Origin of the sequence: Streptomyces sp. NPDC058650, from assembly GCF_042717315.1 — a bacterium.
Lineage (GTDB): Bacteria > Actinomycetota > Actinomycetes > Streptomycetales > Streptomycetaceae > Streptomyces.
In genome coordinates this window covers 136601-151730 of the sequence record NZ_JBHXRL010000002.1, presented here as the reverse complement: position 1 = coordinate 151730, position 15130 = coordinate 136601, and the positions used below count along the sequence as shown (strand labels likewise).

Sequence of the window (15130 nt, the reverse complement as noted above, 5' to 3'; positions counted from 1 at the left end):
CTCAGTTCCCTCCGGTCGTCGTCGGGGCCGGGGCAGCGGACGTGGGCGGGATGGCGGTCGGGAGGACGGTGACCGCTTCGCGGGCGTCGGCGAGGCCGCGGCTGCGGGCGCGGGCCCTCGCGCGGTCCCGGACACGCTGCACGCGCCGGGCCCGTACCGTCGTCCACGCCCAGAGGGTGACGGGGGCCAGGGCGATGACGAGGGCGAGGGACGCCCAGGTGCGCATGGCCGCGTGGGTGTGGCCGTAGTGGACGGAAGCCGCGAGCGAGGCGATGAGGATCACCGCCCAGTAGAGGTGGATGCGGAAGGTGGCGATCCGGTCGGGGCTGGCCTCGCCGCCCTTGGGGGTGACGACGAAGCGGCCGCGGGTGCGCAGGACCGCCGAGCCGAGGGACTTGAGGTAGATGGGCGCGGAGAGCGCGGACATCGCCATGCCCGCGAGGCCGCCGGAGCCCTCGGGTTCGTGGGGCGAGACGTTGTGCCGCCGGTTCCAGAGGTAGAGCCCGATCTGGAGGGCGACGGCGTCGCTGTAGATCATCAGCCACACCGAGGTGGAGACCTGGGTGCCGGAGGCGCCGAACCAGAGGTAGAGGACGCCGCTGAGGATGCCCACGAACCAGTTGACCGCCGTCATCGGGTAGTAGACGAGCATCAGCGTGTAGTTGAGGAAGCGGCCCGGCGGAGTACGGAAGGGCGCCTTCCAGAACTGCTTGACGATCGTCTCGTACGTGCCACGGGACCAGCGCAGCTGCTGGGTGAAGAAGTCGGTCCAGGAAGCCGGTCCCTCGCCGACGGCGAGCACGTCGGGGGTGTAGACGGAGCGCCAGAAGTGGCCGGTGCGCGGGTTCTTCCTGCGGTGCAGTTCGAAGCCGGTGGCCATGTCCTCGGTGATGGAGTCGTACAGGCCGCCGATCTGCTTGAGGGCGGAGATCCGGACGACGTTGTTCGTGCCGACGAACATGGGCGCGCGGTAGCGGTTTCCGGCCCGCTGGATGAGGGCGTGGAAGAGGAACTGCTGCGACTCGGCGGCCTTGGTGACGATGTTGGTGTAGTTGCCGTACACCTGCGGTCCGACGACGAACGCGATGTCGGGGTCGCGGAAGTAGCCGAGCATCCGCTCCAGGAAGTTGGGGAGCGGTATGTGGTCGGTGTCGACGGAGGCGAAGAAGTCGTAGTCGTCTCCGTGCATGGCGAGCCAGGCGTTGTAGTTGCCGTGCTTGGTCTTCGCCTTGTGCACGCCCTTCTCGCGGTTCCACTCGGGGACGCCGGCGCGGGTGAAGTGGCGTACGCCGAGCTCGGCGCAGAGCGCCTTGGCGTCGGCGGAGTCGCCCTCGTCGAGGAGCCAGACGTCCAGCGGCCCGTCGTGCCGCAGCCGGACGGCGCCTTCGAGGGTGCCGCGGACCATGGAGAGCGGTTCCTTGCCCGGGACGTACGTGGTGAGGAAGGCGACGCGGGTGCCCGGCTCGGCGCGGACGGGTATCGGGTCGCGGGCGACCATGGTGGCGTGGGCGATCGACGTGACGTTCACCAGCATGAAGAAGCAGATGAGACCGATCGACACGAGCATCACGGTGTCGAGGTGGACGAGCCAGCGGTCGCCGCCCTCGCGGACGGTCCAGTGGCTCGGCCAGACGAGATAGGCGAGGAGCAGCGCCGACAGGAGCGGTGCGAGGCACATGAGCAGGACGGCTCGTGTTCGGTGCGGCTCCTTCGAGAGCAGACTTCGGTACTGCACCGTGTAGGCCGCCGTGTCCGGTTCCGTCAGCGGACCGGCGAGTCGGCTGTAGGTGTCGTAGTCGTAGCCTCCCGGCCGCACGGTGCCTCCAGCTGTCGTCGAACGGGTCGATACCCCAACAAAAGGGGACTTCGTTCGGCGTGTCGACTGGAGTAGTCCGAGTGGGCGTTCTTACCGGCCGCGACCGCTCTGCCGACGCAGTGTGTACGTGACGGCCTTCCGGGCGACCGGGTTCAGCTCCTCGACGGCGGCCATCAGGGCACCGAGCTGCTCCAGGGCGGTGAGCGCGGCCTCCGCGCCGGCCGGGTCGACGCCCTCGTACAGTTCGAGGCCGACGAAGGAGGCGGCGACCGCGCGGGCGAGCCCGGCGGGGTCGGTGAACCCGTCGAACGGCGTCCCCGCGAGGACCCGGACGAGGACCTGCTCGATCTCGGCGATCCACAGATCGAGCCCGGCGACGGTGGCCGGGGCGAGCCGGGGGTGTGCCTGGGCCCCGGCGAGCAGCTGGCCGAGGACGGCGACGTGCCCGGCGTCCCGCTCCTCGGCATGCATCTCGCGCCCGAAGGCGAGCAGCTCGGAGAGGCTGCCGACGGAGCGGAGCCGCTCGCGATGGCGGGCGACCCGCAGTTCCGCGCCGTGCCGGCAGGCGGCGGAGAGCAGCTCGTCGACGGAGCCGAAGTGATAGAAGACCAGGGCCTGGTTGACCCCGGCGGTGGTCGCGATCGCCCGCGCGGAGGCCTTGGCGATGCCCTGTTCGACGAGGGTGCGCAGAGCGCCTTCGAGCAGCTTCTCCCGGGTCTCCTGACTCCGGGCGTCCTGCCCCTTCACGCCGACGGCGACCTTCCCGATCACTGCCTCCCCACTCACGCCCGTACCTCCTCGCGCACCGGGCGCAGCCCCGCGCGCACCCCGTGGGAGCCTACGTCGGCGTACTCGGCGGTGAAGGATCCCTCGTACCCGAAGAGCGGCCCGAAGTACCGGTTCACCACCCGGACGTTGATGCGGAAGCGGCCGGTGCGCTCGTCGAAGGACTCGCGGACCTCGGCCCGCCCCCCGACGAGTTCAGGGACACGCACGTCCAACGGCCCTTCCCTGAAGCGGTGTTCGCCGGAGGTGATGAGCAGCGAGCCGTCGGGTTCGGCGGTCGGGTGCAGATCGCTGGCGAGGTGCTGGTGGGTGCCGAGGTAGTCGAGGACGCAGCCCCGCTCGGGACTGTGGACCATGGTGGCGTCGAAGCGCCGCGGGCCGCCGGGCAGGGCGAAGGTCCGGACGAAGGTGACGGTCTCGCGTCCGTACGAGTCGGCGTACGGCACGTTCTCGATGACGAAGGGGACGTCGCGGCCGGTGCGGGGCAGCAGGATGTTGCGCAGCCCGCCGACCGCGAGGAACGGCTTCACGAAGGCGCGGCCGTGCCAGACCCGGTCCATGACGCCCCGCCCGACGCACAGCTCCCCGCTCGCGAGCCCCACCGAGAAGCGCCGCTGGAGCTCCGGGTGGAGCCGCTCGAAGGCGGCGTCCCCCATGACGGTGCGGAAGATCGAGGTCACGGCTGCTCCAGAGCGGCGAGGAGCCGGGGCTCCCGAGTACGGGCGGGCGGGACGCGCAGACAGCGGCGGGCCGCGGGGGTACGGGACGAGGGCGGTACGAGGACGGCGGTGGCGAGCCCGAGGGCGGTGAGCGGCACGGCGGCGAGCGACAGCGCGCCGAGCGGCAGGGAGGCGACCGCGCACGGCACCGCCACGAGCAGCAGCCGGGCGGCGGTTTCGCGGAGCCAGCGATTCCGGGAATGCTCAGGAGTGACGCCCGACTCGCACCAGAGCCGCAGCCGGTCGAAGGACCAGGCGGTGGCCCAGCCCACGAGGGGCCGGAAGACGAGCCGGTCGGCGACGCGGCCGAGACGGCCCCAGCGGGGCCGGTAGTCGTAGCCGGTGAGGAAGCGGACGCCGTCGGGCGTGGGGACGTACCGCCAGTAGCCGCTGCCCTCGGCGAGGAGCGACAGCGGGTGGGACGAGGAGAAGCGGAGGGCGGAGACCCGGTCGCCGCCGACCCGGTGGCGCTCCCCCGCGGAGACACCGGTGCCGGCGACGGCCAGGAAGGGCAGGACGCGGGTCGCGTACCGGAAGTGCTGCGGCTCGCCCTCGGCGCGCGGGAGGTAGGAGATCTCCGTGAACCTCAGGTCCCAGCGCTGATGACGGGCGGGTTCCTGCGTGCGCTCCCAGAGCGTCTCCAGGTCCACGCACACCCGCGTCTCGATGTAGAGACCCATTGGCGTCCCCCCAGCTCATCCGGCATCTTGAGCGACCGCTCAAAACTGCCCCGCGAGTGAAGGTAGCCGATGTTGAGCACTCGCTCAACCATGTGACGACAAGAAACCCCCGGCCCTGGATCAGGACCGGGGGTCTCGGCTGTCTCGCTTCGGCGTCAGGCGCCGAGGTGGCGCTCCACCGTGTCGACCTTCGAGGTCAGACCGTCCGTCACACCCGGCCGGATGTCGGCCTTCAGGACGACCGAGACGCGCGGCGCGCGGGCCTCGACGGCGGCGACGGCACGCTTCACGACGTCCATCACCTCGTCCCACTCACCCTCGATGGACGTGAACATGGCGTCGGTGCGGTTCGGGAGACCGGACTCGCGGACGACCCGGACGGCGTCGGCGACGTACTCGCCGACCTCCTCCCCCACCCCCAGCGGGGTGACCGAGAACGCGACGATCACGCCTGCACCGCGCCCTCGGCGCTCTCCGCGCGGGCGCGGGAGGCGGCGACCGCGTCGGCGGCCTCGCGCTTCAGCTTGCGCTCGGCGTAGAAGCCGCCCAGGGGCAGCACCGAGAGGACGAAGTAGAGCGCGGCGGTGCCGAAGCTCCACTTGGTGCGGTTCCAGGCGTCCAGCCAGAAGAGGACGTAGAGGATGAACAGCACGCCGTGGACCGCGCCCATGACCGGCACCGCGTTGAAGTCCGTCGTCCGCTTGAGCACCGAGCAGACGAGCAGAAGCAGGAACGAGACGGCCTCCGGCGCGGAGACGAGCCGGAGCCGGTGGAGGGAGGAAGCGGTCTTGATGTCCACGGAGGGGGTCACCTTCGTTCGATCTTGTGAACGGATGCACAAGGGCCCGTCCATTGTGCACGTCCACTTTGCTGTCTCTTTATCCGGGTCCCCAGTACCGTCAGCGGGTGGCAACGTTCCGACTCCAGGGCAGCAAGGTGCTCGCGGTCTCCATGACCGGCGACGCCGTCAAGGCGAAGAACGGCTCGATGGTCGCCTACGACGGCCAGATGGCGTTCAAGAAGATGAGCGGTGGCGGTGAGGGTCTGCGTGGCATGGTGACCCGCCGGCTCACCGGTGAGCAGATGGAGGTGATGGAGGTACGCGGCCAGGGGACCTGCTGGTTCGCCGACCGGGCCTCCGAGATCAACCTCGTGTCCCTGCACGGCGAGAAGCTCTGGGTCGAGGCGAGCAATCTGCTCTGCACCGACGCGGGGCTGCGCACCGGCACCAGCTTCACGGGGATGCGCGGCGGCGCGACCGGCAACGGTCTCTTCACGACGACCGTCGAGGGCACGGGCCAGGCGGCGATCATGTCCGACGGCCCGGCGGTCGTGCTGCGGGTGACCCCGCAGTACCCGCTCCAGGTCGACCCCGGCGCGTACATCGCCCACCAGGGCAACCTCCAGCAGCACTTCCAGTCCGGTGTGACCTTCCGCACCCTCATGGGCGAGGGCGGCGGCGAGGCCTTTCAGATCCGCTTCGAAGGGGACGGCCTCGTGTACGTCCAGCCGAGCGAGCGGAACACGATCGGGGGCGACGTCTGATGCCGTTCCGCGAGATCAACGCGAAGATGGTCGAGGCGACCGTCATCCCCGGGCAGCGGATGTTCAGTCAGCGCGGGGCGATGCTCGCGTACCGCGGCGACGTCACTTTCACGCCGAACACGGCGGGCGGTCAGGGCGGCGTGATGTCGATGATCGGCCGCCGCGTGGCCGGCGAGGCGACGCCGCTGATGAGCGTCGAGGGCAACGGCACGGTGATGTTCGGGCACGGCGGCCACCACATCCAGGTGATCGCGCTGACGGGCGACACCCTGTACGTCGAGGCCGACCGGCTCCTCGCCTTCGACGGCACCCTGGAGCAGGGCACGATGTTCATGGGCTCGCAGGGCGGGGTCATGGGCATGGTCCGCGGTCAGGTGACCGGCCAGGGCCTCTTCACCACCACCCTCAAGGGCCACGGCTCGGTGGCCGTCATGGCGCACGGCGGGGTCATCGAGCTGCCCATCACCCCAGGCCGCCCGGTGCACGTGGACCCGCAGGCGTACGTGGCGCACCACGGCGACGTACGGAACAAGCTCTCCACGGCTCTGGGCTGGCGCGACATGGTGGGGCGCGGCTCGGGCGAGGCGTTCCAGCTGGAGCTGAGCGGCAGCGGCGCGGTGTACGTCCAGGCCTCGGAGGAGAAGCTGTGAGCACCCCGGTGATCCACGACCCGACGACGCTTCCGTCGGACGACAACGTGAACCCGTACACCTTCTGCGTGGAGCTCAAGGGCTCCCAGTGGTTCCTGCAGAAGGGCAAGATGATCGCCTACTACGGGCGGATCGAGTTCAACGGCATCGGGCACGGGCGGCTCGACCGGCTGGTCCGTACGTCGTTCCACTCGCCGCTGCACGCGAGCGACTGGGTGGTCGCGGAGGGCAGCGGGAAGATGCTGCTCGCGGACCGGGCCTTCGACGTGAACTCGTTCGACCTGGACCAGGGCAACCTGACGATCCGTTCGGGCAATCTCCTCGCCTATCAGCCCACGCTGGCGCTGAAGCAGTCGATCGTGCCGGGCTTCGTGACGCTGATCGGCACGGGCAAGTTCGTGGCCGCGTCGAACGGCCCGGTGGTCTTCATGGAGCCGCCGATGCGGGTGGACCCGCAGGCGCTGGTCGGCTGGGCGGACTGCCCCTCGCCGTGCCACCACTACGACCACGGCTACATGACGGGCGTGATGGGCGGCGTACGGGCCCTGACGGGGATCGGCGGCACCTCGGGCGAGGAGCACCAGTTCGAGTTCATGGGCGCGGGCACGGTCCTGCTCCAGTCGACGGAGCTGCTCATGCCGGACCGGGCGATCGGCGGACCGCCCGCGCAGGCGGGTGTGCCGGGCGGTCACGGAGCACACGGTTCCGGCCAAGCCGTACCCGGTTCGGCACCGCGCCTTCCCGGCCAGCTCGGCGACCTCCAGCGTCGCTTCGGGCTTTGACTGCCCCTCTGCCCCAGGGCAGAAGGATTCCGGCTCACGCTGCCCGACGCCCCGGCGGGGCCACGGGTCTTCCGCGATCAGCACCGGCCGGGGCCAGACCTGCCCGGACAAGCATCACACGTGCGGAGTTCTTGTCCCTGGGGGACGAGGCTCCGCACGTGGTGCAGGTATAGGTACGCTCAGACAGCGGGAGTGCGTGCTTGGCTCTCGCTCCGCAAGTGCCGCAGTCCATCGTGGTGTGTGCGGGGCGCACGAGCCGCAGGTCCCGGCCGTGCTTACGCGCCATGTTGATCAGTTCGTGCTTGGTCGCGGCGATCGCCGCGTCGGCGGCCTTCCGGGCCATGGTGGACTTCGCGAGGAATTTCGGCCTGAAGTCCTCGACGGCGATCCGGTCGAAGTGCGTCACGACGCGCTTGGCCCACTTGCGCGCCATGTCCTGTCGCTGCCGGGCGATCTTCTTGTAGACCTTCGCGGCCTGCCGCTTCGCCTTGCGATAGCCCTGGGAACCGGCCTGGCCACGTACGGGTTTCCTCCGGGCCATCATCCGCTGATACCTGGCGAGCTTCGCGGCGGACTTCTTCCCGTACTCGAGAGGGGAAAGGTCGTGGTCGTCGCTCGTGGTCGTCGCGGTCTCCCGCACTCCCCAGTCGATTCCGATACACCGGGCGGTTTCAGGTAGCGGCTGCGCCTGGACCCTCACAACGAACGAGGCATACCAGTGACCGAGGCGGTCCCGGTGGACACGGACGCTGGATGGCTGGTCCGGGAGGTCTCGGGACCACACCACCGTCAGGACGATCCCACCTGCGAGGTGGAGTCGACCGTCCCTCAAACGAAAGCCGCGCCGCGTGTAGTTGAGCGTTGGATCGGCGAAGTCCCTCTTCTTGAACCGGGGCATCCCCGCCCGCTGCGACATCGGCCGCCGGGCCTTGATGTCGCTCAATGCCTTCGTGCGCGCCGTGGCGAAGTCCCGAATGATCTGCTGCTGCGGCACCGAACCACCCGCACGCAGCCACTCGTGCTCCCCCCGCCAACCGGTCAGCATCTTGTCCAGGCGCGCGGGGCCACAGGCCTTTTTTGCCTTGTGTGCAGCACGCGAGGAGGCCACGCACTCGTTCCACACCCAACGGCATCGGTTCCACTCATCGAGCAGCGCGGCAAGCGCTCCCGACGACACCCTCAGGCGGTAGGTGTACCGGGCATGCCCGGCGGCTACGTCTCCCCTTCTTTCCCCCATGGCGTCACGGTAGGGCCGAGATCGATCCGCGAGCCGTGGTTCTGCCCGAACCACTCGAACAGGTGACGAGTCGGCGTGAAATCCGGCTTTCGGGATCGACCACCCGTCGGTAGGCGGATTCCAGCCCACCGCAGGCAGGGAAGACCTCTCCCCACAGCGTGAGCGGTAGTCTGCGGAGTGTGACGCCCTCGAACGTCTGCGCCGGTGCTCGGCGCGATCGTCTGCGCCGGTGCCGGGCGTCACACCCCCAGGCTTCGTCAAGTATTCAACTTCTTAGGTAGAATCCATACATGGAGACCGAGACGGCCACCCCGTGGCTCACCGACGGCGAGCAGTGTGCGTGGCGCACGTTCCTGGACGTCAACAGGATGTTGATGCACCAGCTGGAGAGGGATCTCCAGCCCTTCGGCCTGACGATGAACGACTACGAGATCCTGGTGAACCTCTCGGAGTCGGCGGACCGCCGGCTGCGCATGAGCGACCTCGCCGCGGCCACCCTCCAGTCGAAGAGCCGGCTCTCCCACCAGATCACCCGGATGGAGAACGCCGGACTCGTACGGCGCGAGAACTGCGAGTCCGACCGGCGCGGGCTGTACGCCGTCCTCACGGACGACGGCATGGAGACCATGCGCAAGGTCGCCCCGCACCACGTCGACTCGGTGCGCAGGCACTTCATCGACCAGATGGGCTCCGAGGCCCTCGGTGACCTCCACGAGTCCCTGAAGCCGATCGCGGAGCAGCTGCGCGGGCGCCGCGGCAAGCCGTAGCCGACACGTGAGTACGCGAAAGGGCCTCCCCGGCGATTCGGGGAGGCCCTTTCACGTACCGCTCAGTTGCCCGTCAGGCTCGCGACCAGTTCGTCGGAGGCCGCGTACGGGTCGAGCTCGCCCGCGACGATCCGCTCCGCCAGCGCGTCCAGGCGCCGGTCGCCGTGCAGGTCGCCGATGCGCTCGCGCAGGGCCGTGATGGTGATCGTCTCGACCTCGCGGGCGGCACGGGACCGGCGGCGGTCCGCCAGCACCCCGTGCTCCTCCATCCACGCGCGGTGCTTCTCCAGGGCCTCCACGACCTCGTCGATGCCCTCGCCGCGCGCCGCGACCGTCTTGACGATCGGCGGCCGCCAGTCACCGGCGGAGCGTGCCTCGCCCAGGCCCAGCATGTGGTTGAGTTCCCGGGCGGTGGCGTCCGCGCCGTCCCGGTCGGCCTTGTTCACCACGTACAGGTCGCCGATCTCCAGGATGCCCGCCTTCGCGGCCTGGATCCCGTCGCCCATGCCCGGCGCGAGGAGGACGACCGAGGTGTCGGCCTGGGAGGCGATCTCGACCTCGGACTGCCCGACGCCGACCGTCTCCACGAGGATCACCTCGCAGCCCGCCGCGTCCAGGACGCGGATGGCCTGCGGCGCCGACCAGGCGAGACCGCCCAGGTGGCCGCGGGTGGCCATGGAGCGGATGTAGACGCCCGGGTCGGAGGCGTGCTCGGACATCCGGACCCGGTCGCCGAGCAGCGCTCCCCCGCTGAACGGGGAGGACGGGTCGACGGCCAGGACGCCGACCCGCTTGCCCGCCTTCCGGTACGCGGAGACGAGCGCGGAGGTCGACGTGGACTTGCCGACGCCGGGCGAGCCCGTCAGGCCCACCACGTAGGCGTTGCCGGTCAGCGGCGCGAGCGCCGCCATCACCTCGCGCAGATGCGGGGACGCCCCCTCCACGAGCGAGATCAGCCGGGCCACGGCCCGCGGCCTGCCCTCGCGCGCCTGGGCGACGAGTGCGGGGACGTCCACCATCTGCACTGCTCCTTAGGTGCCGGATTACTTGCCGGTTACTTGCCGGCGACGCGGACGATCAGCGCGTCGCCCTGGCCGCCGCCGCCGCAGAGGGCCGCCGCGCCGATGCCGCCGCCGCGCCGCTTGAGCTCCAGGGCGAGGTGCAGCACCACACGGGCGCCGGACATGCCGATGGGGTGGCCAAGGGCGATGGCGCCGCCGTTGACGTTCACCTTCTCGGGGGTGACGCCGAGGTCCTTCATTGACTGGACGGCGACCGCGGCGAACGCCTCGTTGATCTCGATCAGGTCGAGGTCGTCGACGGTCAGGCCGTCCTTCTTCAGGGCGTGCAGGATCGCGTTGGACGGCTGCGACTGGAGCGAGTTGTCCGGGCCGGCCACGTTGCCGTGGGCACCGATCTCGGCGATCCAGTCCAGGCCCAGCTCCTGGGCCTTGGCCTTGCTCATCACGACCACGGCGGCGGCGCCGTCGGAGATCTGCGAGGAGGTACCGGCGGTGATGGTGCCGTCCTTCGCGAAGGCCGGGCGGAGCTTGCCGAGGGACTCGGCGGTGGTCTCGGCGCGGATGCCCTCGTCCTTGGAGAAGACGACCGGCTCGCCCTTGCGCTGCGGGATCTCGATCGGGGTGATCTCGGCCTCGAAGATGCCGTTCTTCTGCGCGGCGGCGGCGCGCTGGTGCGAGAGGGCGGCGATCTCGTCCTGCTCGGGGCGCTTGATGCCCAGGCGGGTGTTGTGCTTCTCCGTGGACTCGCCCATGGCGATGTTCTCGAAGGCGTCGGTGAGGCCGTCGTACGCCATCGCGTCGAGCATCTCGATCGCGCCGTACTTGTAGCCCTCGCGGGACTTCGGCAGCAGGTGCGGGGCGTTGGTCATCGACTCCTGGCCGCCGGCGACGACCACGTCGAACTCACCCGCGCGGATCAGCTGGTCCGCGAGGGCGATCGCGTCGAGACCCGACAGACACACCTTGTTGATGGTGAGGGCCGGGACGCTCATCGGGATGCCGGCCTTGACGGCGGCCTGGCGTGCGGGGATCTGCCCGGCGCCCGCCTGGAGCACCTGGCCCATGATCACGTACTGCACCTGGTCGCCGCCGATGCCCGCACGGTCGAGGGCGGCCTTGATCGCGAAGCCGCCGAGGTCCGCGCCCGAGAAGGACTTGAGCGAGCCGAGGAGGCGACCCATGGGCGTGCGGGCGCCCGCGACGATCACTGAGGTGGTACCGGTCGTTCCAGACATGAGGCACGGCCCCTAGGGATGAGGAGTGAACGAGGGTTTACCGCCAATGTACTGAGGGGCGCGCTTCGCGGTCACCGGGCAGCCGGTGTGATCGCGCGCACGTTGCGTAACCGCCTTCCTGGCGATGGACTAGGGGGCATGCTGACGCGAATCGACCACATCGGGATCGCCTGTTTCGACCTCGACAAGACTGTCGAGTTCTACCGTGCGACGTACGGATTCGAGGTGTTCCACACCGAGGTCAACGAGGAGCAGGGCGTCCGCGAGGCCATGCTCAAGATCAACGAGACCTCCGACGGCGGGGCCTCCTACCTCCAGCTCCTGGAGCCGACCCGGGAGGACTCGGCGGTGGGCAAGTGGCTCGCCAAGAACGGCGAGGGCGTGCACCACATCGCCTTCGGCACCGCGGACGTCGACGGCGACGCCGCGGACATCCGCGAGAAGGGCGTCCGCGTCCTCTACGACGAGCCGCGCATCGGCTCGATGGGCTCCCGCATCACCTTCCTGCACCCCAAGGACTGCCACGGCGTGCTCACGGAACTGGTCACCTCGGCGAAGCCGTCCGCTGACCACTCCTCAGCGGAGCACTGACCTCCGGATTCCTGGCCCGGTAGAGTGGGCGGCTCCGGGCCGGGGCCGGTCGGGGCTGCTCCACGTGGCACCGAAGTCGGGATGTCGGGGTCGTCCGATCTGCCACGATTCCCCGGGGGTCCGTCCTCGTCGGTGAGGACGGTGCTCGTTGGAGTGTTGCGACCAGGGGACGGATGGACCGCGCAGTGCGGGGCTACGAACGCCAGGAGAGCCACCGAGCTGAAGACGACCATCTCGCCCGGTTCGAAGCCGAGATGGACCGGCTGAAGACCGAGCGGGAGAAGGCCGTCCAGCACGCCGAGGACCTCGGTTACCAGGTCGAGGTCTTGCGTGCCAAGCTCCACGAGGCGCGCCGCACCATCGCGTCCCGACCCGCGTACGACAGCGCGGACATCGGATACCAGGCCGAGCAGCTGCTGCGCAACGCGCAGGCGCAGGCCGAACAGCTCCGCCAGGACGCCGAGCGCGAGCTGCGCGAGGCCCGCGCCCAGACGCAGCGCATCCTCCAGGAGCACGCCGAGCACCAGTCCCGGCTCCAGGCCGAGCTGCACAACGAAGCGGTCCAGCGCCGCCAGCAGCTGGACCAGGAGCTCAACGAGCGCCGGCAGACCGTCGAGGCGCACGTCAACGAGAACGTCGCCTGGGCCGAGCAGCTGCGCGCCCGTACGGAGTCCCAGGCCCGCCGCCTGCTGGAGGAGTCCCGCGCCGAGGCCGAGCAGTCGCTCGCCGCGGCCCGCGCCGAGGCCACCCGGCTCGCCGAGGAGACCAGCCGCCGCGTCGGCGCCGAGGCCGAGTCCGCGCGCGCCGAGGCCGAAGCGATCCTGCTGCGCGCCCGCAGGGACGCCGAGCGGCTCCTCGGCGCCGCCTCCAGCCAGGCCCAGGAGGCCACGAGCCACGCCGAGCAGCTCCGCTCGACGACCACCGCCGAGACGGACCAGGCCCGCCGCCAGGCCACCGAGCTCTCCCGCGCCGCCGAGCAGCGCATGCAGGAGGCCGAGGAGAAGCTCCGACTGGCCCGTGCCGAGGCCGAGAAGGCCCTCACGGAGGCCAAGGACGCCGCCGCCAAGCAGCTCGCCTCCGCGGAGTCCGTCAACGAGCAGCGCACCCGCACGGCCAAGGCGGAGATCGCCCGGCTCGTCGGCGAGGCCACCAAGGACGCCGAGGCCCTGAAGGCCGAGGCCGAGGAGAAGCTCCGCGAGGCGACCGCCGAGTCGGAGAAGCTGCTCTCGGAGGCCGCCGAGAAGGCCCGTACGGCCGTGGCGGAGGACTCCGCCGCCGCGCTCGCCAAGGCCGCGCGCAGCGCCGAGGAGATCCTCACCAAGGCGTCCGACGACGCCCGCGAGACCACCCGCAAGGCCTCCGAGGAGGCCGAGCGGATCCGCCGCGAGGCCGAGGCCGAGATGGACCGGCTGCGGACCCGCGCCGAGGAGCAGGCCGACGAACTGCTCGGTTCGGCGAAGGACGACACCAAGGAGTACCGCGCCAAGACGGTCGAGCTCCAGGAGGAGGCCCGCCGGCTGCGCGGCGAGGCCGAGCAGCTGCGCGCCGAGGCCATCGCGGAGGGCGAGCGGATCCGCGGCGAGGCCCGGCGCGAGGCCCTCCAGCAGATCGAGGAGGCGGCCGGCACCGCCGAGGAGCTGCTCACCAAGGCCCGTACGGACGCCGAGGAGCTCCGCACCAAGGCCGGCGCCGAGAGCGAGCGGGTCAAGTCGGAGGCCGTGGAGCGCGCCCAGACGCTCCGCGCGCAGGCCGAGGAGACCCTGGAGCGCACCCGCGCCGAGGCCGAGCGGCTGCGCGCCGAATCCGAGGAGCAGGCCGAGTCGGTCAAGGACGCGGCCGAGCAGGCCGCCGCCGGGCTGCGCGCGGACGCCGAGCGGGCCGCCGAGGCCCGCCGCGCCGAGGCCGCCGAGGAGCTGACCCGGCTGCACACCGACGCCGAGACGAAGGTGGCGGCGGCCGGGCAGGAGCTGACCGACGCCCGCGCCGAGAGCGAGCGGATCCGGCGCGAGACCGCCGAGGAGACGGAGCGGCTCCGCGCGGAGGCCGCCGAGCGCATCCGTACGCTCCAGGAGCAGGCCGAGCAGGAGGCCGAGCGGCTGCGGACCGAGGCGTCGGCCGACGCCTCCACCGCCCGCGCGGAGGCCGAGACCGCCGCCGTACGGCTCCGCACGGAGGCCGGCGAGGAGGCCGAGCGCCTGAAGTCGGAGGCGCAGGAGACCGCCGACCGGGTGCGGGCGGAGGCCGCGGCCGCCGCCGAGCGGGTCGCAGCCGAGGCCGCCGAGGCACTGGCCGCCGCGCAGGAGGAGGCCAACCGGCGCCGCCGCGAGGCCGAGGAGACGCTGGAGTCGGCCCGCTCCGAGGCCGGCCGCGAGCGCGAGCTCGCCCGTGAGCAGTCCGAGGAACTGCTCGCCGCCGCCCGCAAGCGCGTCGAGGACGCCCAGACCGAGGCGCAGCGCCTGGTCGAGGAGGCGGACGCGCGGGCGACCGAGATGGTCACCGCCGCCGAGCAGACCGCCCAGGAGGTGCGGGACTCGGTGGCCGGGCTGCGGGAGCAGGCCGAGGAGGAGATCGCCGGGCTGCGCAGCGCCGCCGAGCACGCGGCCGAACGGACGCGTACCGAGGCGCAGGAGGAGGCGGACCGGGTCCGGGCCGACGCGTACGAGGAGCGGGAGCGGGCGTCCGAGGACGCCTCCCGCACCCGGGCGCGCGCCCAGGAGGAGTCGGAGGCCGCGAAGGCGCTGGCCGATCGGACGGTCGGGGACGCGATCGCCGAGTCGGAGAAGCTGCGGGCGGACACCGCGGAGTACGCGCAGCGGGTACGGACCGAGGTGACGGACTCGCTCGCCTCGGCGGAGCAGGACGCGGCCCGTACGCGGGCGGACGCCCGGGACGACGCGAACCGGATCCGTTCGGAGGCCGCCGAGAAGGCCGAGACGGTGGTCGGCGAGGCGCGCGCGGAGGCGGACCGGATCGGCGCCGAGGCGGAGCAGGCTCTCGACGAGGCCCGCAAGTCCGCCGACAAGCGCCGTTCCGACGCCGCGGAGCAGGCCGACGCGCTCATGGCGGAGGCGACGAGCGAGGCCGAGCGGCTCACCGCCGAGGCGATCGCGGAGGCCCGGCGCGTCACCGCCGAGGCGACGGCGGAGGCCGAGCGGCTCACCACCGAGGCCGCCGAACTCCTGGAGAGCACCGAGCAGGACGCGCGGCGGCTCCGTACCGAGGCCGAGCAGGTCAAGGCCGACGGGGAGGCGCACGCGGAGGCGCTGCGGAGCGCGGCGATCGCCGACAGCGAGCAGGTCC

15 protein-coding genes are annotated in these 15130 nt (G+C 71.3%); 6 read left to right on the top strand and 9 right to left on the bottom strand.

Annotated features, from left to right (window positions below; genetic code table 11):
- Nucleotide 1 precedes the first annotated feature (1 nt).
- The 6 genes from ACFWWU_RS04480 to ACFWWU_RS04455 form a co-directional block, all read right to left on the bottom strand.
- Nucleotides 2–1816: a glycosyltransferase family 2 protein gene (locus ACFWWU_RS04480; protein WP_384138820.1), complete on the bottom strand. Its 1815-nt coding sequence runs from the start codon at nt 1814–1816 to the stop codon at nt 2–4.
- 90 nt (nt 1817–1906) lie between these two features.
- Nucleotides 1907–2602, bottom strand: a complete 696-nt coding sequence (locus tag ACFWWU_RS04475) for a TetR/AcrR family transcriptional regulator (protein WP_384138817.1) — start codon at nt 2600–2602, stop codon at nt 1907–1909.
- Nucleotides 2599–3282: a DUF4166 domain-containing protein gene (locus ACFWWU_RS04470; RefSeq protein ID WP_384138815.1), complete on the bottom strand. Its 684-nt coding sequence runs from the start codon at nt 3280–3282 to the stop codon at nt 2599–2601. Before ACFWWU_RS04470 ends, ACFWWU_RS04475 begins: the two co-directional genes overlap by 4 nt.
- Nucleotides 3279–4001: a hypothetical protein gene (locus ACFWWU_RS04465; protein WP_384138812.1), complete on the bottom strand. Its 723-nt coding sequence runs from the start codon at nt 3999–4001 to the stop codon at nt 3279–3281. Before ACFWWU_RS04465 ends, ACFWWU_RS04470 begins: the two co-directional genes overlap by 4 nt.
- Nucleotides 4002–4156: 155 nt before the next feature.
- Complete coding sequence (locus ACFWWU_RS04460; RefSeq protein ID WP_384138809.1) at nt 4157–4450, bottom strand: MTH1187 family thiamine-binding protein; 294 nt, start codon at nt 4448–4450, stop codon at nt 4157–4159.
- Complete coding sequence (locus tag ACFWWU_RS04455; RefSeq protein ID WP_384138806.1) at nt 4447–4800, bottom strand: DUF3817 domain-containing protein; 354 nt, start codon at nt 4798–4800, stop codon at nt 4447–4449. Before ACFWWU_RS04455 ends, ACFWWU_RS04460 begins: the two co-directional genes overlap by 4 nt.
- A gap of 107 nt (nt 4801–4907) precedes the next feature.
- Here ACFWWU_RS04455 and ACFWWU_RS04450 point away from each other — a divergent pair, with 107 nt between their 5' ends.
- From ACFWWU_RS04450 to ACFWWU_RS04440, 3 genes are read left to right on the top strand one after another with little or no spacing between them, the layout of a single operon-like run.
- Nucleotides 4908–5546, top strand: a complete 639-nt coding sequence (locus tag ACFWWU_RS04450) for an AIM24 family protein (RefSeq protein WP_384138803.1) — start codon at nt 4908–4910, stop codon at nt 5544–5546.
- Nucleotides 5546–6196 (top strand): AIM24 family protein, encoded by a 651-nt coding sequence (locus ACFWWU_RS04445; RefSeq protein WP_384138801.1) that lies wholly within the window; start codon nt 5546–5548, stop codon nt 6194–6196. Before ACFWWU_RS04450 ends, ACFWWU_RS04445 begins: the two co-directional genes overlap by 1 nt.
- Entirely contained in the window at nt 6193–6978 is a 786-nt protein-coding gene (locus tag ACFWWU_RS04440) for an AIM24 family protein (protein ID WP_384138798.1), read from the top strand. Before ACFWWU_RS04445 ends, ACFWWU_RS04440 begins: the two co-directional genes overlap by 4 nt.
- Nucleotides 6979–7012: 34 nt before the next feature.
- Here the strand turns inward: ACFWWU_RS04440 and ACFWWU_RS04435 are convergent, their stop codons facing one another.
- A complete protein-coding gene (locus ACFWWU_RS04435; protein WP_384138795.1) occupies nt 7013–8215 on the bottom strand; it encodes an RNA-guided endonuclease InsQ/TnpB family protein in 1203 nt (400 codons plus the stop codon).
- A 290-nt stretch (nt 8216–8505) separates the two neighbouring features.
- Here ACFWWU_RS04435 and ACFWWU_RS04430 point away from each other — a divergent pair, with 290 nt between their 5' ends.
- Nucleotides 8506–8982: a MarR family winged helix-turn-helix transcriptional regulator gene (locus tag ACFWWU_RS04430; protein WP_384138792.1), complete on the top strand. Its 477-nt coding sequence runs from the start codon at nt 8506–8508 to the stop codon at nt 8980–8982.
- A gap of 62 nt (nt 8983–9044) precedes the next feature.
- On the opposite strand, the gene meaB is transcribed toward ACFWWU_RS04430, so the two are convergent.
- A complete protein-coding gene (gene meaB / locus ACFWWU_RS04425; protein WP_384138789.1) occupies nt 9045–10001 on the bottom strand; it encodes a methylmalonyl Co-A mutase-associated GTPase MeaB in 957 nt (318 codons plus the stop codon).
- Nucleotides 10002–10036: 35 nt separating this feature from the next.
- Complete coding sequence (locus ACFWWU_RS04420) at nt 10037–11239, bottom strand: acetyl-CoA C-acetyltransferase (RefSeq protein ID WP_384138786.1); 1203 nt, start codon at nt 11237–11239, stop codon at nt 10037–10039.
- Nucleotides 11240–11377: 138 nt separating this feature from the next.
- On the opposite strand from ACFWWU_RS04420, the gene mce reads away from it, so the two are divergent.
- Entirely contained in the window at nt 11378–11830 is a 453-nt protein-coding gene (gene mce, locus ACFWWU_RS04415) for a methylmalonyl-CoA epimerase (RefSeq protein WP_024755277.1), read from the top strand.
- Nucleotides 11831–12015: 185 nt separating this feature from the next.
- The coding region (gene scy, locus ACFWWU_RS04410; protein WP_384139559.1) for a polarized growth protein Scy at nt 12016–15130 on the top strand (3115 nt) is incomplete at its 3' end.

What these genes read in the sequence shown, in the direction of transcription:
- ACFWWU_RS04420 (WP_384138786.1), bottom strand. Translation starts at nt 11,239, where the DNA reads ATGTCTGGAACGACCGGTACCACCTCAGTGATCGTCGCGGGCGCCCGC.
- ACFWWU_RS04445 (WP_384138801.1), top strand. Translation starts at nt 5,546, where the DNA reads ATGCCGTTCCGCGAGATCAACGCGAAGATGGTCGAGGCGACCGTCATC.
- ACFWWU_RS04430 (WP_384138792.1), top strand. Translation starts at nt 8,506, where the DNA reads ATGGAGACCGAGACGGCCACCCCGTGGCTCACCGACGGCGAGCAGTGT.
- ACFWWU_RS04435 (WP_384138795.1), bottom strand. Translation starts at nt 8,215, where the DNA reads ATGGGGGAAAGAAGGGGAGACGTAGCCGCCGGGCATGCCCGGTACACC.
- ACFWWU_RS04465 (WP_384138812.1), bottom strand. Translation starts at nt 4,001, where the DNA reads ATGGGTCTCTACATCGAGACGCGGGTGTGCGTGGACCTGGAGACGCTC.
- mce (WP_024755277.1), top strand. Translation starts at nt 11,378, where the DNA reads ATGCTGACGCGAATCGACCACATCGGGATCGCCTGTTTCGACCTCGAC.
- meaB (WP_384138789.1), bottom strand. Translation starts at nt 10,001, where the DNA reads ATGGTGGACGTCCCCGCACTCGTCGCCCAGGCGCGCGAGGGCAGGCCG.